This is a genomic window from Lactovum miscens, assembly GCF_014202895.1.
In the GTDB taxonomy this organism is placed as follows: Bacteria; Bacillota; Bacilli; order Lactobacillales; family Streptococcaceae; genus Lactovum; species Lactovum miscens.
This window is the reverse complement of record NZ_JACHHV010000011.1, coordinates 1-26,947: the sequence shown is the minus strand read 5'-3', so window position 1 is coordinate 26,947 and position 26,947 is coordinate 1. Positions and strand designations below refer to the sequence as shown.

General features: G+C 36.9%; 29 protein-coding genes, 1 pseudogene and 1 riboswitch. Of the genes and pseudogenes, 23 read left to right on the top strand and 7 right to left on the bottom strand.

Annotated features, from left to right (window positions below; translation table 11 throughout):
- Nucleotides 1-2: 2 nt before the first annotated feature.
- The gene (gene mutL / locus HNQ37_RS04160; RefSeq protein ID WP_183539582.1) at nt 3-1,886 is read left to right on the top strand and encodes a DNA mismatch repair endonuclease MutL; all 1,884 of its coding nucleotides are present in this window, start codon (nt 3-5) and stop codon (nt 1,884-1,886) included.
- Between the two features lie 47 nt (nt 1,887-1,933).
- Complete coding sequence (ruvA, locus tag HNQ37_RS04155; protein ID WP_183539580.1) at nt 1,934-2,509, top strand: Holliday junction branch migration protein RuvA; 576 nt, start codon at nt 1,934-1,936, stop codon at nt 2,507-2,509.
- 55 nt (nt 2,510-2,564) lie between these two features.
- Here the strand turns inward: ruvA and HNQ37_RS04150 are convergent, their stop codons facing one another.
- Nucleotides 2,565-3,323 (bottom strand): sulfite exporter TauE/SafE family protein, encoded by a 759-nt coding sequence (locus tag HNQ37_RS04150; RefSeq protein ID WP_331035932.1) that lies wholly within the window; start codon nt 3,321-3,323, stop codon nt 2,565-2,567.
- Between the two features lie 105 nt (nt 3,324-3,428).
- Here HNQ37_RS04150 and ruvB point away from each other — a divergent pair, with 105 nt between their 5' ends.
- From ruvB to HNQ37_RS04125, 5 genes are all read left to right on the top strand, one after another.
- Nucleotides 3,429-4,427 (top strand): Holliday junction branch migration DNA helicase RuvB, encoded by a 999-nt coding sequence (gene ruvB, locus HNQ37_RS04145; protein ID WP_183539578.1) that lies wholly within the window; start codon nt 3,429-3,431, stop codon nt 4,425-4,427.
- Between the two features lie 27 nt (nt 4,428-4,454).
- Nucleotides 4,455-5,396 carry a PTS sugar transporter subunit IIB gene (locus HNQ37_RS04140; protein ID WP_183539576.1) on the top strand — a complete coding sequence of 314 codons (942 nt, stop codon included), beginning with the start codon at nt 4,455-4,457 and terminating at the stop codon, nt 5,394-5,396.
- Between the two features lie 123 nt (nt 5,397-5,519).
- Complete coding sequence (locus HNQ37_RS04135; protein WP_183539574.1) at nt 5,520-5,885, top strand: MerR family transcriptional regulator; 366 nt, start codon at nt 5,520-5,522, stop codon at nt 5,883-5,885.
- A gap of 26 nt (nt 5,886-5,911) precedes the next feature.
- Entirely contained in the window at nt 5,912-7,252 is a 1,341-nt protein-coding gene (gene glnA / locus HNQ37_RS04130) for a type I glutamate--ammonia ligase (protein WP_183539572.1), read from the top strand.
- 103 nt (nt 7,253-7,355) lie between these two features.
- Entirely contained in the window at nt 7,356-7,814 is a 459-nt protein-coding gene (locus HNQ37_RS04125; protein WP_183539570.1) for a hypothetical protein, read from the top strand.
- Nucleotides 7,815-7,828: 14 nt separating this feature from the next.
- Here HNQ37_RS04125 and HNQ37_RS04120 read toward each other — a convergent pair whose 3' ends face one another.
- Nucleotides 7,829-8,104, bottom strand: a complete 276-nt coding sequence (locus HNQ37_RS04120) for a chorismate mutase (RefSeq protein ID WP_183539568.1) — start codon at nt 8,102-8,104, stop codon at nt 7,829-7,831.
- A gap of 114 nt (nt 8,105-8,218) precedes the next feature.
- On the opposite strand from HNQ37_RS04120, the gene HNQ37_RS04115 reads away from it, so the two are divergent.
- From HNQ37_RS04115 to dnaX, 3 genes are read left to right on the top strand one after another with little or no spacing between them, the layout of a single operon-like run.
- Nucleotides 8,219-8,707, top strand: coding sequence for a GAF domain-containing protein (locus tag HNQ37_RS04115; protein ID WP_183539566.1), 489 nt, complete (start codon nt 8,219-8,221; stop codon nt 8,705-8,707).
- Nucleotides 8,708-8,715: 8 nt separating this feature from the next.
- Nucleotides 8,716-9,402, top strand: coding sequence for a phosphotransferase (locus HNQ37_RS04110; RefSeq protein ID WP_183539565.1), 687 nt, complete (start codon nt 8,716-8,718; stop codon nt 9,400-9,402).
- The gene (gene dnaX / locus HNQ37_RS04105) at nt 9,380-11,044 is read left to right on the top strand and encodes a DNA polymerase III subunit gamma/tau (RefSeq protein WP_183539564.1); all 1,665 of its coding nucleotides are present in this window, start codon (nt 9,380-9,382) and stop codon (nt 11,042-11,044) included. The genes HNQ37_RS04110 and dnaX overlap by 23 nt, the downstream gene beginning before the upstream one ends.
- Nucleotides 11,045-11,903: 859 nt before the next feature.
- On the opposite strand, the gene HNQ37_RS04100 is transcribed toward dnaX, so the two are convergent.
- Nucleotides 11,904-12,644, bottom strand: a complete 741-nt coding sequence (locus HNQ37_RS04100) for an amino acid ABC transporter ATP-binding protein (RefSeq protein ID WP_183539563.1) — start codon at nt 12,642-12,644, stop codon at nt 11,904-11,906.
- A gap of 17 nt (nt 12,645-12,661) precedes the next feature.
- Nucleotides 12,662-14,257, bottom strand: a complete 1,596-nt coding sequence (locus HNQ37_RS04095; RefSeq protein ID WP_183539562.1) for an ABC transporter substrate-binding protein/permease — start codon at nt 14,255-14,257, stop codon at nt 12,662-12,664.
- Nucleotides 14,258-14,375: 118 nt separating this feature from the next.
- A riboswitch (Lysine riboswitch) is annotated at nt 14,376-14,550 on the bottom strand.
- Between the two features lie 116 nt (nt 14,551-14,666).
- Between HNQ37_RS04095 and HNQ37_RS04090 the strand changes: the two genes are divergently transcribed.
- From HNQ37_RS04090 to rpsR, 4 genes and pseudogenes are all read left to right on the top strand, one after another.
- Nucleotides 14,667-15,512, top strand: a complete 846-nt coding sequence (locus tag HNQ37_RS04090; RefSeq protein WP_183539561.1) for an undecaprenyl-diphosphate phosphatase — start codon at nt 14,667-14,669, stop codon at nt 15,510-15,512.
- A gap of 141 nt (nt 15,513-15,653) precedes the next feature.
- Nucleotides 15,654-15,932: pseudogene (gene rpsF / locus HNQ37_RS04085) on the top strand (30S ribosomal protein S6); the annotation flags it as partial.
- A 141-nt stretch (nt 15,933-16,073) separates the two neighbouring features.
- Nucleotides 16,074-16,577, top strand: a complete 504-nt coding sequence (ssb, locus tag HNQ37_RS04080) for a single-stranded DNA-binding protein (RefSeq protein WP_183539558.1) — start codon at nt 16,074-16,076, stop codon at nt 16,575-16,577.
- A 33-nt stretch (nt 16,578-16,610) separates the two neighbouring features.
- The gene (gene rpsR / locus HNQ37_RS04075; protein WP_183539557.1) at nt 16,611-16,859 is read left to right on the top strand and encodes a 30S ribosomal protein S18; all 249 of its coding nucleotides are present in this window, start codon (nt 16,611-16,613) and stop codon (nt 16,857-16,859) included.
- A gap of 86 nt (nt 16,860-16,945) precedes the next feature.
- Here rpsR and HNQ37_RS04070 read toward each other — a convergent pair whose 3' ends face one another.
- On the bottom strand, nt 16,946-17,263 hold the full coding sequence (locus HNQ37_RS04070) for a DUF960 domain-containing protein (RefSeq protein ID WP_183539556.1): 318 nt from the start codon (nt 17,261-17,263) through the stop codon (nt 16,946-16,948).
- 118 nt (nt 17,264-17,381) lie between these two features.
- Between HNQ37_RS04070 and HNQ37_RS04065 the strand changes: the two genes are divergently transcribed.
- Entirely contained in the window at nt 17,382-18,866 is a 1,485-nt protein-coding gene (locus HNQ37_RS04065; protein ID WP_183539555.1) for an FGGY family carbohydrate kinase, read from the top strand.
- 42 nt (nt 18,867-18,908) lie between these two features.
- Here the strand turns inward: HNQ37_RS04065 and HNQ37_RS04060 are convergent, their stop codons facing one another.
- Nucleotides 18,909-19,754 carry a MurR/RpiR family transcriptional regulator gene (locus tag HNQ37_RS04060; RefSeq protein WP_183539554.1) on the bottom strand — a complete coding sequence of 282 codons (846 nt, stop codon included), beginning with the start codon at nt 19,752-19,754 and terminating at the stop codon, nt 18,909-18,911.
- 138 nt (nt 19,755-19,892) lie between these two features.
- Here HNQ37_RS04060 and gnd point away from each other — a divergent pair, with 138 nt between their 5' ends.
- The 8 genes from gnd (at nt 19,893) to HNQ37_RS04020 (ending at nt 25,822) form a co-directional block, all read left to right on the top strand.
- On the top strand, nt 19,893-20,807 hold the full coding sequence (gnd, locus tag HNQ37_RS04055; protein WP_183539553.1) for a phosphogluconate dehydrogenase (NAD(+)-dependent, decarboxylating): 915 nt from the start codon (nt 19,893-19,895) through the stop codon (nt 20,805-20,807).
- A 20-nt stretch (nt 20,808-20,827) separates the two neighbouring features.
- Complete coding sequence (locus HNQ37_RS04050; RefSeq protein ID WP_183539614.1) at nt 20,828-21,589, top strand: PTS sugar transporter subunit IIC; 762 nt, start codon at nt 20,828-20,830, stop codon at nt 21,587-21,589.
- A 55-nt stretch (nt 21,590-21,644) separates the two neighbouring features.
- On the top strand, nt 21,645-22,535 hold the full coding sequence (locus HNQ37_RS04045) for a PTS system mannose/fructose/sorbose family transporter subunit IID (protein WP_183539612.1): 891 nt from the start codon (nt 21,645-21,647) through the stop codon (nt 22,533-22,535).
- A gap of 31 nt (nt 22,536-22,566) precedes the next feature.
- The gene (locus HNQ37_RS04040; RefSeq protein ID WP_183539552.1) at nt 22,567-22,986 is read left to right on the top strand and encodes a PTS sugar transporter subunit IIA; all 420 of its coding nucleotides are present in this window, start codon (nt 22,567-22,569) and stop codon (nt 22,984-22,986) included.
- A gap of 2 nt (nt 22,987-22,988) precedes the next feature.
- Nucleotides 22,989-23,480, top strand: a complete 492-nt coding sequence (locus HNQ37_RS04035) for a PTS sugar transporter subunit IIB (protein ID WP_183539550.1) — start codon at nt 22,989-22,991, stop codon at nt 23,478-23,480.
- Nucleotides 23,481-23,564: 84 nt separating this feature from the next.
- Nucleotides 23,565-24,539: a D-isomer specific 2-hydroxyacid dehydrogenase family protein gene (locus HNQ37_RS04030; RefSeq protein WP_183539548.1), complete on the top strand. Its 975-nt coding sequence runs from the start codon at nt 23,565-23,567 to the stop codon at nt 24,537-24,539.
- Complete coding sequence (locus HNQ37_RS04025) at nt 24,540-25,259, top strand: HAD family hydrolase (protein WP_183539546.1); 720 nt, start codon at nt 24,540-24,542, stop codon at nt 25,257-25,259.
- Entirely contained in the window at nt 25,259-25,822 is a 564-nt protein-coding gene (locus HNQ37_RS04020) for a hypothetical protein (RefSeq protein ID WP_183539544.1), read from the top strand. The genes HNQ37_RS04025 and HNQ37_RS04020 overlap by 1 nt, the downstream gene beginning before the upstream one ends.
- A gap of 84 nt (nt 25,823-25,906) precedes the next feature.
- Here HNQ37_RS04020 and recX read toward each other — a convergent pair whose 3' ends face one another.
- Nucleotides 25,907-26,740: a recombination regulator RecX gene (gene recX / locus HNQ37_RS04015; protein ID WP_183539541.1), complete on the bottom strand. Its 834-nt coding sequence runs from the start codon at nt 26,738-26,740 to the stop codon at nt 25,907-25,909.
- Between the last annotated feature and the right edge of the window lie 207 nt (nt 26,741-26,947).

Here is a 26,947-nt window from a genome sequence, read left to right as displayed (position 1 = left end):
AAATGGGTATAATAAAAGAACTCCCAGAAGAATTGGCCAATAAAATTTCAGCCGGTGAGGTAGTTGACAGGCCAGCCTCTGCTGTCAAAGAGTTAATTGAAAACTCAATTGATTCGGGAGCAAAAAAAATTCGAGTTAGTGTTGAAGAAGCGGGTCTTAATCTGATTGAGATTATCGACAATGGCTCAGGAATTGAGGCTGACGACTTGCCAATTGCACTGCTCAGTCATGCGACCAGTAAAATAAAAACAAGTGCGGACCTAGATCGAATTCGTACTTTGGGCTTTCGTGGTGAAGCTCTTGCATCGATTGCTTCAATTTCTGAATTGACAATAGAAACTTCAACTGAAAAGGAACTTTCAGGTAGTCGTTTAGTTGCTAAAGGGGGGAAAGTTGAGCTTCTCGAAGCGATGGCAAAAATTAAGGGGACTAGAATTTCGATAAAAAAGCTCTTCTTCAATACACCAGCTCGACTAAAATTTGTTCATTCGCTCCAAGTTGAAAATTACCATATTACGGATATTATTAATCGTGAAAGTCTGGCACACCCCGAAACAAGTTTTACTTTAATTAGTGAGAATAAACCAATTGTTCAAACGACTGGCTCAGGAGATTTGCGTCAAACAATCGCTCAAATCTATGGAATTGCAAATGCTCGGAAAATTATCGATATTTCGGCTGAAGACTTAGATTATAAAATTCAAGGTTATATCTCGTTGCCTGAGTTAACACGAGCGAGTCGAAATTATATTTCAATATTGTTGAATGGTCGCTATATTAGGAATTTGGAAATCAATCGTGCAATTATTAAAGGTTATGGAACTAAATTAATGGTAGGTCGTTTTCCATTGGTTGTTTTGAACATCCAAATGTCACCTCAAATAGTAGATGTTAATGTTCACCCAAATAAACTAGAAGTGAAATTTACTAAAGGTGATGAGTTGATGCAGTTAATTTCTGAATCAATTCGCAAGACATTATCTGAGAAAACTTTAATACCTTTGGCCTTAGAAAATTTGTCCCAAACCCGTGCTGGGATGTTGGAAAACAGGAATCTAAATGAAGTTTTTGACCCCCAAAATTTTGCGCAAGCTGAAAAGGTTCCAAATCTATCAGAAAAAAGCACACCTTTCACCTCATATAAGCAACCAGTAGAAGAAAAGCTTAACAATTTTTTGACAGAAAAAGAGCTGTTGCTTAGTTTGGATTCAAGTCCGTTTGAAAGAGCTAGTACCTCTTCAGTAGGTGTTTCAAATGCCAATCAGACTTTCCCAGAACTTCAATATTTGGCTCAACTTCACAGTACTTATCTTCTTTGCCAATCACCAGATGCATTTTACATTGTCGATCAACATGCAGCACAGGAGCGGGTAAAGTATGAGTATTGGCGTGACAAAATCGGAGAGGTAAATTATGAACAGCAAAACTTACTTTTGCCTCTTTTAATTGATTTGCCAAAAAATGATTTTCAACGCGTGCTTTTGCGAAAGTCAGAATTAGAAGAAGCAGGTCTCTATTTAGAGGAATATGGAAACTCTCAGCTTATATTGCGTGAACATCCGATTTGGATGAGAGAAGGTGAAATTGAAAGTGCCACTTATGAGTTGATTGACTTATTGCTGAATGATAAAGAAACCTCAGTTAAAAAGTATCGGGAGAATCTGGCAATCATGATTGCCTGTAAATCAAGTATCAAAGCGCACGATCCGATTGATCCTGAAGGAGCACGAGACTTATTAAGACAGTTGTCGCAATGTGAGAATCCATATAACTGTCCTCATGGGCGACCTGCATTGGTAAAATTTACTAGCACTGAGGTGGAGAAGATGTTTCGTCGTATTCAAGCCAGTCATTCATCTGCTAGGTTAAATAGCTTGAGTGATTGAGAAACAAGGGACTAGCAAACTTACCAGCAAGAAAATAAGAGGAGAACATGTACGAATATCTTTTGGGTACAATTACCAAAATCAAACCAACTTACATAGTGCTTGATGTCATGGGAGTAGGTTATTTACTTAGCGTGGCTAATCCTTATAGTTGGGACGTAAATACCAGCAAGAAAGTCTATGTCCATCAGGTTGTGCGTGAAGATGCACAGACACTTTACGGGTTTGTCAACGAGGAAGAAAAAGAAGTTTTTCTAAAGCTGATTTCTGTTTCAGGAATTGGTCCAAAGTCAGCTTTAGCAATTATTGCAAGAGCTGATAATGTTGGCCTTGTAAACGCTATTGATAATTCAGACATTACTTATTTAACAAAATTTCCGGGTGTTGGGAAAAAAACTGCAAGTCAAATGGTCTTGGACCTGGCTGGCAAATTTGTTCCACAAACTTTGAATCAAGTTGCCAAGGTAATTGGAAATCAAGAACTGGGGGAAGCTCTTGAAGCTCTTGAGGCATTGGGCTATAAGGGTGTAGAGTTAAAGAAAATCATTCCAAGCCTAGAGGCAGAAACCAATGGATCAGCTGAGTCATATATTAAGTTAGCTTTGAAGTTATTGATTAAATAAATTAAAAAAAAATCATTTATGGATGATTTTTTTCATTACGCTTTAAAAATCTAAATTATAAGTAGGCAATTTTAAACATATAGCCTGCAAGAATAAAGGCTCCAATAATGATTAACCAGCGTAGAAAAGTTTTTGGGAGTTTACGCGCAATTGCAGGACCGATGTAACCTCCGATCATAAATCCTGCTCCCATTGTCAGTCCAAATAGCCAATTAATATGACCAAAGAATATAAAAACAATGGTCGCAACTAAATTTGTAATTCCCATAGTGACATTTTTTAAAGCGTTGGCCGCAAGGAGACTCATACCTTCGGTTAGACTAAAGACCAGAAGCATAAATACACCACTAGCAGCACCAAAGTATCCCCCATAAGTACCAATGAGAAAAATGGCAATCAAATTAAATAGGGATTTCTTGACCCTTACCTCTTGAGCGTTGCCAGTGGAGGCCTTTTTTAATAGGGGTTGGAAAACAAAAAAAATAGCGGCACCAAGAATCATAAATGGAACTACTTTTTCAAAAACCTTGTTAGGAAAAGTCAGTAAGAGAATACAACCAGATAAACTTCCAAAAATAGCAGTTGGTAAGATCCATATTAAATCTTTAAAGCTAAATTTTAGTTCCCGGCGAGATGAGATACTCGAACCAAGACCTGAAAATATTAAGCCAGCAGTATTTGTTACATTTGCAACTATAGGCGAAAGCCCAGTCGCGAGAAGAATTGGATATGATACTAGAGAAGCCATGCCAGTTACACTGGCAAGTATTCCAGCTAATATGCCTCCAATAAGTAATAAAGTAATCGTTAACACCCTTCGATTATACTCCAAATTTTGAGAAGGGAGTAATAAATTTGAAGTATATTGGTGCTATGAGCAGTGCTTTTAGATATCGAAAAAGTGTATAATTGAACCACCATGAACGAAAATTTAAATTCGGAAATAATAAATGGGGAGATTATTCTTGAACAATCTCTTCGTCCAAAAAGTTTTGCTCAGTATATCGGTCAGGACAAGGTCAAGGAACAACTTGAGATTTTCATTGCAGCCGCAAAAAAACGTGAAGAAGCACTAGATCATGTTTTGCTCTTTGGCCCTCCAGGTTTAGGGAAAACAACCATGGCATTTGTCATAGCTAATGAATTAGGTGTGAATATTAAGCAAACTTCCGGACCAGCAATTGAAAAACCGGGGGATTTGGTGGCGCTACTTAATGAACTTGAACCGGGTGATGTTCTCTTTATTGATGAAATTCACCGTATGCCAATGAATGTAGAAGAAGTTCTTTATAGTGCTATGGAAGATTTTTATATTGATATTATGCTGGGATCAGGCGATGGCTCTCGTTCAGTGCATTTGGAATTGCCACCCTTCACTTTGGTTGGTGCTACTACTAGGGCTGGTATGCTATCCAATCCTTTACGTGCTCGTTTTGGAATTTCTGCACATATGGAGTACTACACGATTGAAGATTTGGAAACAATCACCAAACGTACGGCCGAGATTTTTGTAACAGAAATTGCAGAGGATGGGGCTCATGAAATTGCTCTACGGAGCCGAGGAACCCCACGTATAGCAAATCGTCTTTTAAAACGTGTGCGGGATTATTCCCAGATTAAAGGTGAAGGAATTATTGACCGTGAAATCTCAGATCTTGCACTTAAAATGCTAGATGTAGATTCAGAAGGCCTTGATTATGTGGATCAAAAATTACTAAGAACTATGATTGAACTTTATAATGGTGGCCCTGTTGGGCTGGGGACTTTGTCTGTGGCGATTTCGGAAGAAACAGAAACGGTAGAAGATATGTATGAGCCCTATCTGATTCAACATGGCTTTATAATTCGGACGAAACAAGGTCGTCGAGCTACAAAAAAGGCTTATGAACATCTGGGTTATCCTTTACCAGCAATTTGATTTCACATTATTTTTGAGAGGTAGATCTTGTTTATTTTTGTAGGTTGTTCGGGTGGTGCAAGCTCAAGTATGTTTTGCCAGAGAATTGTAAAAGAAATCAATGAGAATGATGAAAACATGACGGCTGCATTCGCGTCAATTGACCAGGTGTTCCAAAAGAGCCGGGCCTATGGTTCCATGTATGATATGGTTTTTGCTTACGGAGGAATCGATAGTATTCATCCTTATAATGCCGTTGAATTTGGAGAATTATTTGATGTCATATTTGTTGCACCTCAATCGAACTATTTGACAGCAACGGTAAAGGAATATTTGAAGGATTATCCGTCTGTTGTAGAAACTCTTCCAAGAAAGCTTTTTGGAATGATGAATGGAACCGGAGCTTATAATATTTTAAGAGGAATGTTAATCGAGCTTGATCTTTGGCGGGGCTATCAGTCTCCAAATTCAACTACCAATAAATCTTCTGATAAAGATTTGGAAATTTTTGTAGCAGGTGCAGGGCATGCTGAACCGTACTGGCAAGAAATATTTAAGTTTCTTGATGAATTGGAAATTCGCACTGTCCATCAAAAATTTAGCCTATCTGAGCTGTATGATTACCAACCAATTGAGGATTTTGAAGTTCGTTTTTTGTTTGGGCATATGTCAATGCTCCAGGAAAAAGATTTTTCAAAAGTTGCCAGACGAATTGATGGTTTTCTGGTTTCACCAAGCTCCCTTGTTTCTTTGAAAAACCGATTATCCTGGCTTCTAGATTATCAAATTCCTTATCAAAGGTTTGACAATTCTGATGCGAAGAAACTTATTAAAAGTAATGATTTTGAAAATGAAAAAAATAAAGTTCTTGATTTTCTTCAAAATTTAGAACTTCAAACAGGACGGACATCAGAGATTTTTATTAGGAAGTTTGAAGAAAAAGAGTTACCAAAGAAAAAGAATTTTTGGTTCTTTAGTTGGGAAAGTTAATAGACATTTTAAATTACTCACTTAGGTGAGTAATTTATATTATAAAAATGATGATGTTATATTATGTTACATGGAATGGTTTTATCTCTTGACTTAAAATATGAAATATCGTAAACTCAAATCATGAAAGAAAGTGAGCTTAGAAAAAACATGGCAGTTTTACCCATGTCAACTGTAATAAAGCTTACAGGGTTGTCTGCTCGTCAGATTCGATATTATGAGGCACAAGACTTGGTGATTCCCGAACGGACAGGTGGGAATCACCGTCTTTATTCATTATATGATATTGATAAGTTACTAGAAATCAAAGATATCCTTCAGAGTGCAAACTCGATGGTGGATGTTAAAAGAATTCTGAAACGGAGGCAAACAATCGCTCAAAAACAGCCCACCCAAGAAGAAATCTCAAGGGCACTTCGTCATGAACTAGAAATTCAATCAAATTTCTATCGGAATGACAGTACCACATTCAACCAGCCTAGATTTTAAATTTAGTTAAAAAAGGAGAAGAGAAAATGGTAATTACTGAAGCGGACATTCGTCGTGATGTTAAAGAAAAAGGAATTAAATTCCTTAGGCTTATGTTCACTGATATTTTAGGAACATTAAAGAATGTTGAAGTTCCAGCGACCGAAGAGCAGTTGGATAAACTCTTTGAAAATAAGATGATGTTTGATGGAAGCTCAATTGAGGGCTTCGTTCGAATTAATGAATCAGACATGCTTCTCTATCCTGATCTTGATACTTGGATTGTTTTCCCTTGGGGAGATGAATATGGAAAAGTTGCCGGTGTTATTTGTGATGTCTATACCCCAGATGGTGAACCTTTTGCAGGTGATCCACGTGGTGTTTTGAAACGTAACCTTAAGAAGATGGAAAAGGTTGGATTTAAGAGTTTTAACCTTGGACCTGAACCAGAATTTTTCCTTTTCAAACTTGATGAGAATGGAAACCCAACTCTTGAAGTTAATGATAAGGGGTCGTACTTTGATCTTGCACCAACTGATTTAGCTGGAAATACACGTCGTGAAATTGTGAACGTTTTGACTTCGCTTGGATTTGAAGTAGAAGCTTCGCATCATGAAGTTGCGATTGGTCAACATGAAATTGATTTTAAATATGAAAATGTTTTAAAAGCTTGTGACAACATTCAAATTTTCAAACTAGTTGTTCGTACTGTTGCTCGTGCACATGGCTTACATGCTAGCTTTATGGCAAAACCTGTTCAAGGAATTAATGGATCAGGTATGCATTGTAACATGTCTCTTTTTACTGCGGATGGAAAAAATGCTTTTGCAGATCCTGCAGGTGATATGGGATTGTCAGATGTTGCGCAAAGTTTTATTGCAGGACTTTTGAAGCATGCCTATAACTTCACAGCCATCTCTAACCCTACAGTGAATAGCTACAAACGTCTTGTCCCAGGATATGAAGCACCAGTTTATGTGGCTTGGGCTGGTCGCAATCGTTCACCATTGATTCGTGTTCCTGCATCGCGTGGTATGTCAACACGCGTTGAACTTCGCTCGGTAGATCCAACGGCAAATCCATATTTGGTGCTTTCAGTGCTACTTGCATCAGGACTTGACGGAATTAATGATAAATTGCAAGCACCTGCAGCAATTGAAGAGAACATATATATGATGTCTGAGGCAGAACGTAAAGCGCATGGCATTACAGATTTACCATCTACTTTGCATAATGCTGTTAAAGCCCTCCAAGAAGATGCGGTTGTTACTGAAGCGCTTGGGGATCATGTATTAGCTAATTTTGTCGAGGCGAAGCGTATTGAATGGGCTTCTTATGCACAATTTGTATCACGCTGGGAGATTGACAATTACTTAGAATTGTACTAAGAATTATAAATTGATTATTTCAAAACACTTTAAAAGGAGCCAATAGCTCCTTTTAAAGTGCAGATTTTTTGAATGTTTGTGAGCATTGTTGTATGATAAAAATATGAGCGAACTTAAAGATAATTTGCAGACAAGATTGTCTGAGATGGTATATGGTGAAATACAAGCCATTCCAATGGTTGATCGCGGACCTTATCGTGAGTTGGATGAGTCCGAAAATCTTGACACTACAACTGGTGCCTCTAGATCAAATGTTAGTGAACTATTAACAATTGCTAAAAATTTGGCTAGTTCCGATGAAGACTTTATCTCAGTTCAAAGAAAAAACGAGGATGTCGCGCTGACATTAGCAGATTTCGATTGGTACTTAGCAAAGCTAGAAGCAAAGAAACATTTAATTTTTGTGAACTGTCTTAATTTAGGAACATCGGAAATCAAAGCATTTATCTTGGCGCTTTTTGATTCAAAGAAGCTTGGAAATAGCAAGATTTTCCTTCTAGACTTACCACAAGTTGAATATTTGACAATTCGTGATAGCTTAGCTGGAAAAATAAAAATGTAAGAAAAAACTCGGTCCTACTCTTGAGATCCGAGTTTTTTATTTTGATATTTTCTTGAGTTCTTCATGATATCGTAGAAGGTTCCTACAATTGCCTCCTCATAACGCTTATTTTTAACTTGAGAAGCAACTCCTTCGAGGATCTTTTGTTCACGTTTATAATCAAATATGGCTACCTCAGAGTTTTTTTTAATTTCTGCAACTTGGTTGACGAGTTCCATTCTTTCTTCTAAAAGTTTTACAATTTGTTCGTCAATGCAATTAATTTCATTTCTTATTTCTTCCAAATACATAATAAAATTATAGCACAAGTAAGTCACAAGCAGACCCCATTAAATGTAAGTTCAGAGACATAATCTAGTTGAGGATCTAATGTATTTTTAGCCATTTGTGCTATAATTTTATTTATGGAAAAGATTGAAAAAATTAAAGCGTATGAGCTTTTAACACCAATGTTAGAAGGACTTTTAAGTTCTCAAAATTATACAATTTCAAATCTTTCAAATGCTTCGGCAGTACTTTGGGAAGCATTACCAGATCAAGTTTTCACTGGATTTTATCTTTACAACGGTGAAAAATTAATTTTGGCTCCATTTCAAGGTTCTGTTTCTTGTGTAGAAATTGAGTTGGGGAAGGGCATATGCGGGCAGTCTGCTGCTGAGCGTCGAACGGTTGTTGTAGAAAATGTTAAAGAATACGAAAACTATATTTCTTGTGATTCACGAGCCATGTCTGAAATCGTTGTCCCACTCATCAAGGATGAAAAATTAATTGGGGTTCTAGACCTGGATGCCTCAACAGTGGCTTACTATGATGAAATAGATGTCAAGTATCTTGAAGAGTTTGCAGCTAAACTGGTCGAAATGACTGATTTTAATTTCTTTAGTGTAGGTTGAGAAAGAAAATGACGAAAGTAATAGATGAATTTATTCAATCAAGATTTCCAAATTTGGATGGGAAAGCTGTTAATCCCGGGAATTATGGGAATCCCAAAAAATTTGCGCGTGATCTAGGACATTTTTTACATGATTTACAAAATCTTTCAACAATTGTAGCTCCAAGACCGAGTTTTGAAAATTATTTTGCAGGTTCAGAACTCGTCTTTTTTGAGGCGGAAATGAATGACTTACTTTCAGGTTTTAAAAATCTTGTGCCAAAAAATTTTATGGGAATGACTTTTGATCTTGCAACAAAAAAGGCTATAAAAAAACAAGTTTGGGTACATGGTAATTTTGTGGCTAAAAATATTTTTGTTAAAGATGGCGAATTATCTGGAGTTCTTGGACTTGAAAAAGCTGTTGTGGGGGACCCTGCATGCGATTTGGCTATTGCTTGGTCGCTATTCGATAGTCATGTTCGCAAGATCTTCTTTGGGGCGGCAGAGGTGAACCAAGCTACAATTGATAGGGCAAGAATGCACGCAATGCGCTTAGCTTTAAAGACTTATAATTCTAATGATATTGATGAACAAATCATGGCAAGAGACGCAATGTCAGAAATCCTTGATGAACTTGGCTATCATGGTCAGGATGAATTGTTCGATGATCATATTCCGGAAGGGGATGTGAATGGCATACCAGGCACTTTATAGAAAATATCGATCACAAACTTTCGGTTCCATGATTGGTCAGGAGATAGTAACTACAACCTTAAAAAATGCTATTGTGAATGAGCAGATTTCGCACGCTTACCTATTTTCTGGCCCACGAGGAACAGGAAAAACTTCAGCAGCCAAAATTTTCGCTAAAGCAATTAATTGCCCAAATCAAGTGGGTGGAGAACCTTGTAATATCTGCGACATTTGTACAGAAATTACTAGAGGGACACTAGAGGATGTTATTGAACTTGATGCAGCCTCTAATAATGGAGTTGATGAAATTCGTGAAATTCGTGATAAATCCACCTACGCAGCCGCGATTGCGAAGTATAAAGTCTATATTATTGATGAAGTACATATGCTTTCTGCAGGGGCTTTCAACGCTTTACTGAAAACTCTGGAAGAACCGACGCCCGGTGTCGTATTTGTGTTAGCAACTACTGAGCTCCAAAAAATTCCTGCAACTATTATTTCACGTGTTCAACGCTTTGCGTTTAAGTCAATTTCCACAGCAGAAATTAGTGGGCATCTTCAAGAGGTTATGGAAGATGAAAATTTAAGTTATGAAACTGAAGCTTTAGATGTTATTGCAAGATCAGCCGAAGGTGGAATGCGAGATGCTTTGAGCCTTCTTGATCAAGCTCTATCGTTTTCGGAAGAGAAACTGGTCCTCAATGATGCTTTATTGGTAACTGGAGCAATCTCTAATCAGGCTCTAGTTGATTATATCTCTTACTTAGAGAAAGCAGATTCTAAGTCGGCTCTTGAACAGTTAAATACTATTTTTGCTGAAGGTAAAAACATGCTCCGTTTTACTGAGGATTTACTTGGTAATTTCCGTGACCTCCTATTTGATGAGAAATCAGAAATTTCGCACAAATTGCTCTATCGTTGGATAGATATTGCAATAGATAGTTTAAAGGCTTTGAAAGAGACTACACAAACGAAGATAGTTGCTGATGTAATGACAATGCGTTTGTCAGATAGCAAGGTAGCTTTACTTGAAACTGAACCTTCTCTAAGTCGGATTAAGGCTCAAACGGCGGCGAGTCAGTCTGATATTGTGGTCTCTCGTGGAGAAGAATTTAAGGAAGAAGAGACTGTTGAGCCAGCGACTATTTTGAAATCCAAACCAAAAGCTAGTTCTATTATGAGAGTAAGTCGTGATCGCGTTCTGGCAGTTCTTGATGAAGCAGTTGCAAATCCAGATGCAATCACGAAAATAAAGGAAGCCTGGGGAGATGTGCTTGGAGCAAGTGCTAGTCCTCGCGATTTAGCTGTATTGAAGTCAACACGTCTGGCAGCGGCGTCGACAAGCGCTCTGATATTAACTGTTGAACATGAAAACCTAGTCAAATTATTGGTGGGAAACCCAGAATTGACAGGAACTATTTCTTCTACAATTTCCGATATTTGTGGTTTCCAACCTGAAGTTTTAACTCTAGCTGAAGGAGATTGGCGAGAAATTCGTGCGGTATATGCTTCAAATCGCAGAACTGGTCAAATTTTAGCTGAAGCATCCGATGTTTTGCCTGATCAAATAGAAACAGAAGCGATTCAATATGAAGATAAAGAAGATATTTCTCAACTTGCTCAGCAACTCTTTGGAGATAAGGTAAATATTATTAATGATTAAAAAGCGCAAGAATTCACATGTTTCTGATTGAAGACAAAGTCTATGTGATTTTGTCTTTTTTAATACTTTTAAGGTGGTACAAGGACACTAAATACAAAGCTTTTTTGGATTTCGATGCATCAAAAAATGGAACCGAAATTGCGAACTCTATTTGGTTATATTCTCTTTATTTTTATTTGCTCCAGAAGATCACGTCTTACGTCAAATGGATACGGTGGTGGATTTTGATTTCATCTATGATCTCATTGAATCGCTTTAGGATGGGGAAACGGTTGACTTTTATTTGACCTTTTTTTACTCAAGATTAACATTTCTATTTTTACAATACTGAGAAATATACAAGGTATGCGCTAGATTATTAAAATGGTTCATACTTATCGCTATTTTTTTAAATCTTCTACTGGATGAGGAAATTCCTCTATTCTAAACCTTTAATAAAAAAACTAAGTCTATCATTTTAAGAAACTGTCCTCTTAATAATTAATAAATTTTCTATGGAGAGTTTTTCCAAAAAGTCAACTTCAAATACAACTATGCCAAAGTTCATGCCACGCATGTTAGGAAAGATGATTTAGAAGCTTGGAAAAAGCTTTAAGAATTTGATTTTGTGAAGGAGCTTGTAACAAACAGAAACGAATGAAAGTTTGCCTATTGGCACTGCGAAAGAACTTCATGGGTTGAGGCACAAGTATCAAAAGGATAGGTGAAGTTTTATACGAACTGGCGCTTATTTTTTTACCCAAGATTAGTCCAAATCTTCAAAATAAACAATCTAACAAGAAAATCCACCAAAATGTTGATGAATTTATCTATAGTCTGAATGTTCTCATTCGAACACTTTTTATTTCCCACAAAGCGGTTAGTCAAGATAACGAGTTAAGAACTCACGAGTACGCGCTTCTTGAGGATTCCCGAAGAGTTGATCAGGTGTGCCTTCCTCAGCGATGACACCTTTTTCCATAAAGATCACACGATCAGAAACTTCACGTGCAAATTGCATCTCGTGGGTAACAATTATCATTGTCAAACCTGTATTGGCCAACTCCTTTATGGTTATCAAGACTTCGCCTACCATTTCTGGGTCAAGGGCAGAAGTTGGCTCATCAAATAGAAGAACATCTGGATTCATTGAAAGGGCGCGAGCTATTGCAACACGTTGCATTTGTCCCCCAGAAAGTTGAGAAGGTTTGGCTTTCTTAAAAGCTGCCATTCCCACCTTTTCAAGATTCTCAATTGCAATTTTCTCAGCCTCAGCTTTGTTGCGTTTCAAGACTGTCATCTGTCCAACAACTACATTTTGGAAAGCCGTCAAATTGGCAAAAAGATTGAAACTTTGGAAGACCATCCCCATGTGAGTACGATATTGAGCGAGGTTATAACCTTTCAGTAAGACATTTTCACCTTGATAAATAATTTCGCCATCAGTTGGAACTTCTAAAAGGTTGATTGAGCGAAGCATAGTTGATTTACCAGAGCCAGAAGAACCAATGATAGATATGACTTCACCCTTCTTTACTGTTAAGTTAATGTCTTTCAAGACCTCATTTTCACCGAAAGACTTTTTTAAATGCTTGATTTCTAAAATTACTTCATTTTCCATCTTATCAAGTCCTTTCTTTAAATTCGCATTTGGTTTACACCAGTTGTATTTTCAGGAAACTCCCTACTAATAGTAGTCTTACTGGTTCGATTTAGGAAATATTCAATACTACGTAGGATGCGGGTGATTGAGAATGTTAGAATCAAGTAAATTCCAGAGATGATGAAGAACGTCTGAAAGTATTGATAATTTTGCTGTGCAATTGTATTACCCATAAAATAAAGCTCACTAACAGAGATAACATTTAAAACGGAAGTATCTTTGATGTTGATGACAAACTCGTTTCCAACTGCTGGTAGAATATTGCGAATTGCTTGTGGTAAGACAATCTTATACATAGTCTGCCAATGGGTAAATCCAAGTGCATGGGCAGCCTCAAATTGACCTTCATCTACTGAATAGATACCACCACGGACGATTTCTGACATGTAAGCACCAGTATTAATTGAGACAATCAAGAATGCAGCGAAAAGTCGATCAATATTTAAATGTAAAAATTGAGCTGAACCATAGTAGATTACCATAGCTTGAACCATCATAGGTGTGCCACGGAAGATTTCTATGTAGATATTAAGAACCCAACCGATAATGCGATGAATCCAACGGCCAAAGGCACTGGAGTTTTTATCCATTGTACGGAAGACGCCGATTAAGAGACCGATTACAAAACCAATAATTGTTCCGATGATTGAAAGAAGGAGTGTCATACCAACGGAATCAATCAAATTCTTCCAGTTTTGTGACCAGATAAAGGACACTTGATTCCAGAATCCATTGATTGTATCAGGGTGGCTTTGAAGTTTGACCATTTTGTCCATAAGAATTGTTTGGTTAGACTTTGACCAACTCTTTAAATAAGAGTTAATAATTTTCAGATCAGCTGTATCATTCTTACGAAGACCAACTGAAGAGACCATCATTGAAGGGTCGGTCGTAAACCCACCCTTTCCTGAAAGATCAATAAATTGAAAGTTAGGTTCTTTTGCAGTTGCGGTCAATCCCTCAACACGTTCTGCGATGTAACCATCAATGACACCTGAGCTGAGAGCTACGCGCATGGCTGAGAAGTCACCCATAGCAGGTTGTTTGTTGACGCCCTTGAGTTGATCAATCAAGTCATAATGGAAGGTACCCTGTTGAGCAGTGATTTTTGCTCCAGCGAATCCAACAATGTCAGTTGATGAAGCAAATTGACTCCCCTTTTTTACAATGACACCCATTTGCCCAGTTTCATAAGCTTGTGAAAAGTTAATGGCTTGGGCACGTTCTGGAGTTGGACTCATGCCAGCAATAATGGCATCAATTTTTCCAGATGTTAGAGCAGGAATTAGACCATCCCATTTTGATTTTACAATAACTAATTTCCTGCCCAATTTAGCAGCAATGGCTTTTGCGGTTTGAACATCATACCCATTGGCAAATTGTTTTGATCCTTCAATTGGGTAAGCTCCGTTGGCTGCTGTGTCTTGTGTCCAGTTAAATGGAGGATAAGCAGCTTCCATACCAACTTGGAATTCCTTTTGTTGACTTGCCGCATTGGCAGAGGTGCTAACAAATGATAGTAGACCAAAGATCGTAAAGAAGGCAATCAACATTGTGAATATCTTTTTCATAAGATAATTACTCCTTAATAGTGTTTTGCAGTTATGCAAAATAAAAAATCTAGTTCAAAGAGCTAGATTTTAACGATTACAGGGTTATTGAAAGTATGTAATTATTTAAATAAAATTCTTCCAACAAAGCGCACCGCTAAAACTTAATAGCGACAGTCTAAGGGATTTTCTCCATTAGCCCAAGCTTTTGACTTGCCAGTCAAACCTTTCGGCAACCATACCTTTCGACTGCATCATAGCAATGCCTTGCTCATACAGCCTACTCTTCATGAGTTGCAACCTCTTCGATGTTTTTAAGTGTAGCATAAGGCAAAAGTACTGTCAAGCAAAATATTAAAATTTTCTGAAAATAGTCCATAAAAAAACAATATTTCTTGTTAAATTAATATATTTGCTATATAATTACCCCATGGATATTATCAAAGCGTTCGTTCTCGGCATTGTCGAGGGAGTAACTGAGTGGTTACCCATTTCTTCAACGGGACACTTAATAATTGTTGAAAGTTTTTGGGGACTTAATCAGTCCGCAGCTTTCAAAGCCATGTTTGATGTTGTCATCCAACTTGGTGCAATTCTCTCAGTTTTAGTTATCTATTTTCATAAATTGAACCCTTTTTCCAGAACCAAATCAAAAAAAGAGGTACAACATACGTGGCAACTCTGGGCAAAAGTATTGATTGCTTGTATTCCAGCAGCAGTGATTGGCCTTCCACTCAACGACTGGTTGGATGCAAATTTTAATAAATTTGTCCCAGTCGCAATTATGTTGATAATTTATGGTGTCGCCTTCATTGTGGTTGAACGCTATTGGGTACCAGCTCATGAATTCTCAGTTACTCGGGTTGGACAGATTTCCTATAAAATGGCCTTAATCATTGGTGGTTTCCAAGTTTTGTCATTAATTCCTGGGACTTCTCGTTCAGGAGCGACCATAGTTGGAGCTCTATTGCTTGGTATTAGTCGTGCTGCGGGAGCTGAATTTAGCTTTTTCTTGGGTATTCCAGTCATGATTGGTGCCAGCGGATTAAAAATTGTCAAATACTTTACGAGTGGTAATTCAATTGGTTTTTACCAAATTCTGATTTTATTGATTGCCTTTGTCGTGGCTTTTATCGTTTCAATGTTCACTATTCGATGGTTAATAGATTATGTTAAAAAGCACGATTTTACTTTTTTTGGAAAGTATCGAATTGCACTTGGTTTAATTTTAATTATGATCGCAATTATTATTGTTGTAACTGGTGGATCGCTTTAACAGAAGGTGAATATATAAAGTCGTGAGTATCGCTGCTTGCGATTTTTAATTTATTCTGTTAGAATTAATGTTCGTGAGTAAAAAGCTCATCTTTCGTGTGTCTCGATCACACGACATAAGACCAAAAGGAGGAAATCAACAATGACTAAATACGAACTACTTTATATCATTCGCCCAAACATTGATGATGCCGCAAAAACTGCTCTGGTTGAGCGTTTTGATGGAGTTTTGACAGATAACGGTGCTACTATCGTTGAGTCTAAGACTTGGGAAAAACGTCGCCTTGCCTACGAAGTTAAAGATTTTAAAGAAGGTATCTACCAAATCATAAATCTTGAAGCTGAATCAGATTCTGCTGCTCTTAGCGAATTTGATCGTTTAGCAAAAATCAGCCCGGACATCTTGCGTCACATGTTTGTAATTGTCGAAGAATTTGTTGCACCAAAAGCTCCAAAAGCTTCTCGTAAAGCAAAAACTGAAGATACAGAAGTCGCTGAAGAAATTGCTGCACCTGCTGCAGAAGCAACAGTTGAAGCTGAATAATTTAAACAGAAGGTTTACATGATTAACAATGTAACTCTCGTAGGTCGTTTGACACGAGACCCTGAACTCCGCTATACTGGCCAAAATACGGCTGTTGCTACTTTTTCAATCGCGGTAAATCGGCGTTTTAAGAATGCAGCTGGCGAGCGTGAAGCGGATTTTATCAACTGTGTCATTTGGCGCCAAGCTGCTGAAAATTTGGCTAACTGGGCAAAAAAGGGCGCTTTAATAGGTATTGTTGGCTCTATCCAAACTCGAAATTATGAAAATCAACAAGGTCAACGTGTTTACGTGACAGAGGTGGTAGTTGATAATTTTCAAATGTTGGAAAGCCGTACAACGCGTGATGCTGCGGGCACAGGTGCTGGAAACTATCCTGCGCCGTCAGCAGGAGGACAAAGTTCCTCTACTAACCGTTCTGCATCTCAACCAAGTGCACCAGTTCCAGATTTCGGACGCGATTCTGATCCATTTTCAAGCGGAAGCCCAATGGAGATTTCAGACGACGATCTTCCATTCTAAGATCGAACAAACAACAATATAAGGAGAATTTAAATGGCATTTGATAAACGCCGCGGAGGCTTTAAGCGCCGCAAAAAAGTTGACTTTATTGCAGCCAACAAAATCGAATATGTCGATTATAAAGATACTGAATTGCTTTCACGTTTCATCTCTGAACGTGGAAAAATCTTGCCACGTCGTGTGACTGGAACTTCAGCTCGTAACCAACGTAAAGTTGTAACAGCTATCAAACGTGCACGTATAATGGCTTTACTTCCATTTGTTGCTGATCAAGATAATTAATAATGTTTACCTCTCATAAGAGAGGTAAACATTATTTCAAAATTGAAAGTATAAAAAAACTTGTCGCGTTGGACAAGCTTTTTTAATTAAATCATTTCCGCAGGGGTTGTAATGGTTTCACGTCCTGTATTGTCAACAGCGTGAAACAACCTTGGCCAGCGTCGATCAAAACCATAACTCGTATCAAATAAGATAGAAAATTCAGGCATGTCATCCTGGGAAAAACGAACAGAGAGTTGTCCTTTAGGTGTTTGTATCAGTTCAAAGTTAAGCACTGTTGAAAGGGGAAATGCTCCTTTTAAGTCATTATCAATCAGATACCAAAAGAGATCAATGATATCCCCAGGAATACTTTCAACTGTGCCGAAGCTAGCATAGCGACGTTTGGTATTTGCAAAAGCCATGACAACCTCCATAAATGCTTTATTTTACTATCTTATAACTTTTGTAAATTTAGGTCAAATAATCTGGCTAAGATTATATCTGATATAATATAATGGTTTTAAAGAATGGTTGGTGAAGATGAAGTATTTTATCGGTGTAGATATAGGGACAACAGCCACAAAGGCGGTTCTATTTGATGAGAAAAAGGTTCAAGTCTGTAAATCAGAAAAAGGTTATAAACTATACCGTGATGTTACCGGAAAAGCTGAAGAAGACCCTGAAGAAATTTTTTTAGCTGTTATTGAGACGATTTCAAAATTAACAAAAATTTTGAATCAAAATGATGAACTCTTAGCGGTCTCATTTAGTTCTCAGATGCATTCATTAATAGCAATGAATAAAAATTGGGAAAAATTGACCAATTTGATAACATGGGCAGACACACGTTCAGACAAATTTGCACAAAAACTTAAAGCTCAGCCAGATGCTCAAGGAATCTATGAGAGGACAGGGACGCCGATTCATCCGATGACTCCATTATCAAAAATTCTTTGGTTAAGGGGCGAAAAAAATGAAATCTTTGAGAAGACTGCACATTTTTTAGATATTAAAGGCTATATTTTCTGGCGTCTATTTGCTGTTAATAAAATAGATCTTTCAGTAGCAAGTGGAACGGGACTCTTAAATAATCAGATTTTGGACTGGGATTCAGAACTTTTGAGTCTCTCAGGAATAAGTAAGGATTTACTGCCTGTTATTGTTAGCCCTTATGAATACGAAGTGTCTATAGAGCAAGGTTTTGCAGAGGAAATGGGGGTGTCCAAACAAACTGGATTTATTTGGGGAGCTGGGGATGGCCCCTTGGCTAATCTTGGGGTATCGGCAATAGATACTGGTCAGGTAGCTTTAACAATTGGGACTTCTGGTGCAATTCGTTCGGTTACTGAAAAACCTCAGGTAGACTCAAAAGGGCGAACTTTCAGCTACGCACTAGATGCAGAACACTGGGTAACTGGTGGCCCTGTGACCTCTGGTGGTGATGTCTTTCGCTGGTTGCAGGAAGAAATTTTTGAAAAAAAATACAGTTTTGATGACTTAACTACCTTAGCATCAACAGTGCCAGCCGGAAGTAATGGCTTAATTTTTCATCCTTATCTTGGTGGAGAAAGAGCCCCTCTATGGGATGCAGATGCTCGTGCTGATTTTTATGGCCTTAATTATAGCCATAAGCCAGCCCATCTTGCCCGAGCCATACTTGAAGGAATTGTCTTTAATCTTTCTGAGGTAGCTGAAGGTTTGGGGGAAATAAATGAAATTTTTGCAACTGGGGGATTTACCCAATCGGAGCTCTGGCTTCAAATTTTATCAGATATTTTTGACAAACCAATCAAAATCTCTCAAAGCAGTGAGGCAGGATGCTTGGCGGCTGTGATTATGGCAGAAAAGGCACTAGGTTTGACGAGTAAGCTTGAATCTCCTGAAAATGTCGTAAGAATCCTACAACCCATCCAAAAGAATGTCATAATATATCAAGAGCTATCATTAATTTATCATTCGCTAACTGTTCAGCTCCAGCCACTCTTTAGAAAAATTTCAAATTTCCAAAAAAAATATTCAAATTAAAAGTCGATTTCATAATGAATCGACTTTTTTTGACAGAATATTTTAATCAAACCTAGTTTTACGAATGACTTCATGAATACTTTCAAGAGCCTCATTCGTTTTGTTTTTTTTCTGTATTCCATAAATCATGAATAAACTGTCAAGTAAACTGATTTGAGAAAGTGTACTTGAAACAGCTTCGAGGCGATAGCTAGTTTCCTCAGCAACTGAAATGAGAGCTATGTCCACCATTTCAGCAAAAGGAGAACCTGCAAAACTTGTAATTCCAATGACGGAGACATTTCTTTCTTTTAAAATTTCTACCAATCGAATTGTGTCACGATTTTTTCCACTATGAGAGATGACAATAGCGCAATCCCCTTTTGTCATTTTGGCAGCAATCATTTGTTGAAAATGGAAATCTGAACTAAAAAAAGCTGTCATTGGAGTTTTTAAAAATCGATGATATGCAATGAGAGCAACCGCGTTTGATGCACCAAGCCCAAGAAAAGCACATTTTTTGGCAGATAAAAGAAGTCCCACAGACTTTTCAATTTCGGTATCGGTGATAAAAGCTTGAGTTGCTTGGAGAGAGGCGATATTTGCACCAAAATTTTTAATCAACATTTCATGAGGGCTGTCGCTAGAATTGATTTCGTGAAAAAAATCATCATTTCTTTTGGGAGAAATACTAGACATTTCAAACTTTAAATCCTGGTAAGATTGATAGCCAATTTTTTTTGCAAATCTAGAAATCGTTGCAATAGAAATATGGGTTAAATTTGATAGTTCTTGGATCGACAGTTTTCCAGCTTTAACTGGGTTGCCTAAAATGAATTCCGCAAGACTTTTGTCAGACTTGCTAAGTTTATCTTCGTAAGATCTAATTCTATTAATCAGTGATATCATATTGGATTTATTATATCACACAAAAGATTACGCAAAAGGCATAAAACGATTAATTTTTGAAAAAAATTTTCATTTTACTATTGACAAAAGAAAAACTTTTTCGTAAACTATTAATGTAAGCGTTAACAAGGAGGAAAAATGAAGTTTGGAATGATAGGTCTTGGGAAAATGGGCCTAAATTTAGTGAAAAACGCGGTTGATCATGGAAATAAAATTGTGGCGTTTGATTTAAATTCTGATGCTGTAAAAAATGCTGATTCATATTCATCATTTGTTACTGGAGCAAAGGATATAGACGAATTAATTGAAAAATTGCCAAATCCAAAAATAATTTGGTTGATGCTTCCAGCGGGTGAAATCACTGATTCAATGGTGACTCAACTATCAAAAAAACTTAAAGCAGGTGATATTTTGATTGATGGAGGAAATTCAAATTATAAGGAAAATCTTCGTCAAAATGTGTTACTCGAAGAGAATGGAATAAAATTCTTTGATGCAGGAACCTCTGGCGGAATGGATGGGGCTCGCCGAGCGGGAAACTTTATGATAGGAGGAAATGATGTTGAATCTTGGGAAATAATTGAACCACTTTTTGCCGATTTATCAGAAAATGGCGCCTATCTTTTCACAGGGAAAATTGGATCCGGACATTATCTTAAAATGATTCATAATGGAATAGAATATGGGATGATGCAAGCAATTGCTGAGGGGTTTGAAATTTTAGAAGCCTCTGATTATGACTATGATTATGAAAAAGTTGCAAACCTATGGAATCATGGTTCAGTGGTTAGATCATGGTTGATGGAACTTGCTGAAGAAGCATTCAAAAAGGATCCAAAACTTACTGAAATTGCTGGCCGGATGCATGCATCCGGTGAAGGCAAATGGGCAATTGAAGAAGCTCTTGAATATAATGTACCAGCCCCAGTTATCGCTCTTTCACTGATGATGAGAAATCGTTCGATGCAAAGTGATACCTTTACCGGTAAGGTCGTTGCGGCCCTCAGAAACGGTTTTGGTGGCCATGCTGTTGATTTAGTAGAAAAAAAATAAAAAATTTTAAGGAGAAAAATATTATGACACTCACCGTAGTTCAAGCTCTTCTCATTGCAATTTGGGTAGCGCTTGTTGAATCGCGTATTCTTGGTTATGCGACATTAACTTTACGCTTTAGTCCACTAATGACAGGTTTCGTAGTTGGGTTAGTAACTGGTCACGTTGCTGAGGCTATGATTGTTACTGCAACAATCCAATTGATATACATGGGGACAGTAGCTCCTGGAGGAACACTTCCTGCAGAACCTTCTATTGCAGCAGCAATTGCGGTTTCAGTAGCGATTATTGGTAACTTGAAACCAGAAGCAGCTGTTGCCATAGCTGTACCAGTTGGACTTTTGGGGAGCTATCTTTACCAATTCCGTTTCTTCTTAAATACTTTCTTTACTCGTCAAATGGATAAGTTTGCCCGCGAAGCCAATGACAAAGGTCTTATAACAAGCATTATGGTAATCCCTGCAGTTATTTCCTTTTGTTTATTTGTGCCAATGCTTTTCATCGCGCTTTATTATGGTGCTCCAGCCATCTCATCAGTAATTAAGAGTTTATCAAATGGACCAGTCTTACACATATTGACAGTGGTTGGTGGCGGATTAGCAGCCCTTGGAATTGCAGTTATTATGCATGTAATTGGTAAAAAGAGTCTTTTGGTTTATTTCTTCCTTGCATACTTTGTAAGCGTGGCTCTTGTATCACTTAAGATTAACACAGTGACATATGCCATAATTGGTGTAGCTTTAGCTGTTCTCTATACTCAATTTATGAAGAAGGAAGATTAAAATGACTGAAGATAATGTAAATGTTGTAGCAACATCGACGAGAATTGAAGATTATATGGATGAGGAAGGACTGATTCATGCTGATGTTTCAGTAATGACAAAGCCTGAAAACAAGCCCGACGAAATTACCAACAAAGATTTAATGAAATCTTGGTTTCGTTGGTGGTGGGCTAATGAAGTACCCCATACATTTGACCGTATGCTTGCACCATCCTTTTTGTTTGGTATGATGCCAGCTCTAAAAAAACTATACAAAGATAAAATTATGCGTGGTGAGGCATATCAACGTCATCTAATGTTTTTCAATACTCAAGCCGTTTGGGGTGGTGGTACCTTAACAGGTATGTCGATTTCTCTTGAAGAAAGTCGTGCAAAAGCACTTCATGAAGGAAAAGTTAATGAGGCAATTGATCCAAGTTTGATTTCAAACACAAAAGTTGGCTTAATGGGTCCACTTGCTGGTATTGGCGACGCCATTGACTCTGGCACAATTCAATATATTTTTATTGCGATCTTCTTGCCTTATGCTAAACAAGGAAATCCGCTTGGAGCGATACTTCCTTTCCTCTGCTTTGCGACTGCAACATTTATCTATGGATATTTCTTCACTAAAATGGGGTATAGACTTGGGCGTAATGCTGCTAAAGAGATTATGACCGGTGAACGTACAAAAACAATCATCAATGCACTAGGTGTTTTAGGCCTATTTATGATGGGAATAATGGCATCAAGTTATGTGACTATTACTTCAGGTCTTAAATTTACTATTAGTGGGAAAGCTTTTGTTATCCAAGATATTTTAAACCAAATCCTTCCAGGCTTGCTTCCTCTTGTTGCAATCATGGCACTTTACTTCTACTTTGATAAGAAGGGGTTAAAGATTATGCGCGGTTTAGTTTATTTAACAATTGCATTAATTGTTTTAGCAGCAGTTGGAATACTATAATATTGCAACATTCAACATTAGGAGGAAAATCATGGAAAATCGTGCACTATTAATAATTACTCATGGACAATTTGGCATTGAGTTAGTCAAAAGCGCTGAAATGATAATGGGACCTCAAGAAGATATCAAAGCTTTAGCGCTTAAACCAGGAGATTCTGTTGAAGATTTACGTTCTGAAGCCAGTTTAGTAGTGGAAAATTACATTAATGAAGGAAAGAAAGTATATGTACTTTGTGATTTACTTGGAGGAAGTCCCTCTAATGTTGCTCTCTATCTCTTGTCAAAGGGAGTTGAAAAAATATTTACAGGCGTAAATATGCCAATGCTTATCGAGATGCTGACATTCTATAAAACAGCTGAAGATAGTGAGGTTTTGCTCAACACCGTTAAAAATACAGCTGAGGAAGGTATACAACTAATTGATATAAGTTTTTTAAAGAGAGGAAGATAGAAATGGGAAAAATTAATTTATTGCGTGTGGATGATCGCTTGATTCACGGTCAGGTTATGACAAAGTGGTCTAAAGGCATGGGAACGAATGCAATTTACGTTGTTGATAATGATACTGCTGCTGATGATTTCATGAAAGACATTTATATTTCAACAAATTCATCGTCAGGATTAAAGATTGGTGTCTTTAGTACGACAGAGGCCATTGAAGAGTGGGAGAAAAATCAATTTGGATCAGACAATGTGATTCTGCTTTTCAAAACAATTAAAGCTGCCAAAGAAGTCATTGATCATGGGATTCCTGCTGTGGCCTTAAATATTGGTGGAATTGCTAAAAAAACGAATGCAACATTCGTAATTAATACTGTTGGCCTGACAAGAGAAGATGGAGAGCTTCTTAAGCAACTTCATGAAGAAAAAAATATTGAAGTGACCTTCCAAACGGTTCCTGATACAAAAAAAGTATCGTTAGAAGAGGCTTTAAAGGCTTTGTAGCGACAAGCCGTCCTACGGGGCGGCTTTCTTATTAGTTTAAAAGATTGTAAAAAATATCACAAATCAAAAAAGAATGGGAAAATTATGGAATATAAAATTGCAATTGTAAATTCGAGCAGCTTTGGACGAGTTTTTCCAAAGCATGTTGAAGCACTAAAAGAAATAGGGAAAGTTGAATACTTTCGTGTTCCAAATGAGATTTCGGGTAGAGAATTAGCAGAAAAGTTAAATGGTTTCAATATTATCATTTCAAGTGTAACCCCATTTTTTACAAAAGATTTCTTTGAAAATAAAGATGAGTTGTTTATTATTTCAAGGCATGGGATAGGTTATAACAATATTGATCTTGCGGCTGCCAAAAATCACAATGTTTTTGTGTCCATCGTACCTCCTTTGGTAGAGCGAAATGCAGTAGCGGAAAATGCGGTGGCAAACCTTTTGGCACTAGTCCGTCAAACTCGTAATTCGAGCAAAGCAGCTATTGAAAGCCACTGGACGGATAGGGCAAATTTTATGGGAAATAATCTAACTGGTAAGACTTTTGGAGTGATTGGCTGTGGTAATATTGGGAGCCGAGTAGCTGAAATTTTCAAATATGGTTTTAATGGTCGTGTTCTTGTCACGGATCCAAAACTTGATAATGAATGGGCAATTAAAAATAAGGTTGAATTAGTTCCGCTTGAACTTCTTCTGAGGGAAGCAGATTTTATTTCGTTGAATTGTACTTTAAATGAAACAAGTGAGAACATCATAAATTATGAGACCTTAAAATTAGTCAAAAGTGGAGTTTATATTACAAATACGGCACGTGGAGCACTAATTGAAGAAAAAGCTATTATATCAGCTATTGAAAAAGGACAAGTTGCTGGATTGGCGACGGATGTAATGATATCAGAGCCAGCAGAGAGTTCACATCCATATTTTGGAAATCCAAAAATTTTAGTAACTCCCCATACATCGGCTTATACATACGAATGTCTTGAAGGGATGGGGGAGAAGTGCTTGACAGATATTAGAGCTGTTGTTAAAGGAGAAAAACCAGAATATTTGGTAAATTAGATGACAAAAATTAAACTTTTGATATTTGATATGGATGGGTTAATGTTTGATACTGGCCGTCTTGCTTATAGAGCGTATTTACAGTCAGCTCAAATGCATAATTTTCAAGTTACAGCGGATGTCTATTATTATTTGACGGGGAGAACTGAAAAGGGCATAATGAAAGGAATGCATGAACTCTATGGAGATACTGCACCAGTAGGAACTTGGAGATTCGAGATTAATAGGTCAAAAGATGGAATTCTCAAAAAGGAAAAACGAGTTTTCAAAAAGAAGGGCTTGCTTCAAATACTTAACTCGGCAAAAAGTGCTGGTTTAAAAGTTGCCTTAGCTTCTTCAACTTCAAAGCCTAAAATCATGAGATATCTAGAAATGGAAGAAATGTCTGGAATGATGGATATCATTGTATCTGGTCAGGATATGAAACAAGGTAAACCTGCCCCAGATGTATTTCTCGCGGCAAGTCGACTAGCAGAAATAGCAGTCGAGTCTTGTTTAGTATTTGAAGATTCAATAGTAGGAATTCAGGCGGCTAAAGCTGCAGGAATACGCTCTGTGCTAATAGAAGATGATATCAGAGCGTTAGGCGGGTTTGATGGAAAACACAAATTACTCAAGAATTTGGATAATTTAAGAGACAAAATGGTCATTTCGGATTTTAAATTTGATGATTTGAGCCAAGCTGAGAAATATCTATCTAAAAAGGATTACATTATTTAATGAATACAAAATATCTGGTATACCCCGATAGGATTAGGGGGGGAATTTCAATAACCATTGAGGTTTTAATTTTTCTTGGTTTTTTAAGTGTTTTAATTTTCAAAAACCCACCAATTTTAATTTTTGTGGTTATTATTGTCCTACTAATTTTCTTCCTCCTCATGATTAATAATGAAGTTAAAAAATTTCTGAAGAATGACCTTATGTATGAGATATCAGGCAATGGAATTAAGGATATGACTAATAAAGATCACATAATAGATTTGTCCTGGTCTGAGGTTATGAAAATTGAGGAAGTATCAAATAATTCTTCACTGCAAATTGGAATATTTGCGAGCCAGAATTTAGAAAATCATGCTGAACTTGCAAAGAATGTAAGGGTAAACATGATGAGAAATGGAAATCATGTTTTTTACAATATTTTGATTGATGGTTTTCAATTCAGGAAAAGAAGCTTGCAAAGAATCTGGGACGAGCTAAAAAAAAATGCACAAAACGCAAATCCTTCTATTGTTGTCATTGATTATGTAGATCCAATTTTGAAGAAAAGAAGAAAAAAATAGTATTCTTTCTGCAAGCCATAAATAGACCTTTACCGAGAATTCAGTAAGGGTCTATTTATTAAAAAATTAAGTTACGAAATATAATTAAAACTCAAAATTAGTTAGAATGTCAGAAATATCACCCCAGTCAAATCCTTTTCGGCCTAATGTCTGAGAGAGACGATGTTTCAAATCATAGCCTTCATAACGTTGAGACAGTCGATTATAAACTCTCTCAGCTTCTTTGACGAGTAAGTCTTGTTCATTGTCTTCATCTGCTTCAAGTTTTAGATTATCTAGAGCTTGCTCCGCAATTTTATAAGTGAAACCTTTATTCACTAGTGTTTGCGAAAGTTTCAATTTGAGTTGCTTGAGCGGCAACCGAGCTTTTTTCGCCCGAGCTTGTTTTTCTCCAATTTTTATAGCAACTTCAAGCTGTTTTTCTTCATTAAAAAGTTCAGATAACTTACTTTCAATAAGATCATCCGAGAGTCCTTTTTGGATGAGTTTCTGCTTGATTGAGAATGGGCCTGACTGAGCTGCTAGGATTTTACCATTAATGAAACTTTCAGCATACTTCTCATCGTCGATTAATCCCAACTCCTGTAGCTTTATCAAAATTCGAGATACATCCTTATTCAAAACTTCGTGTTCAATCAGATATTTTGAAACTTCTGCAGAAGTACGAAATTTAAAAGAGATAAAATAAATAGCGAGATTTTTCCCATAAGAATAATTAGCAAAATCAATTATTGATTTAACTTGACTATTATCATAGTCAGTTTCTTTTGACAATCTAAATTTTACAATTGTGTCTTCAGTGACATAAATTTTATTGGAAGATTTAGAATTGCCAAGATTAGCAATGGCAGGTATATCTTCATCAAATTTAACAGAATAGAGACGTTTTAATTTTTTAATCTCAGTAATTTTCATCATTTCTATTATACGTAAATTTTATAAAAAGTATCCTAATCTTGTATCTTTGAGAAAAATCCACAAATATTTTTGAAATGCATGCATAATTCTTTATATGTTTTTATGTTTATTTTTTGATGGCAAATTGTAAAATTAGTTTAGCCACCTGAAGCAAGAAAAAAACACCTGAATTTCTTATACTTGAATTTGAAAGAAGACAAGTAGAAA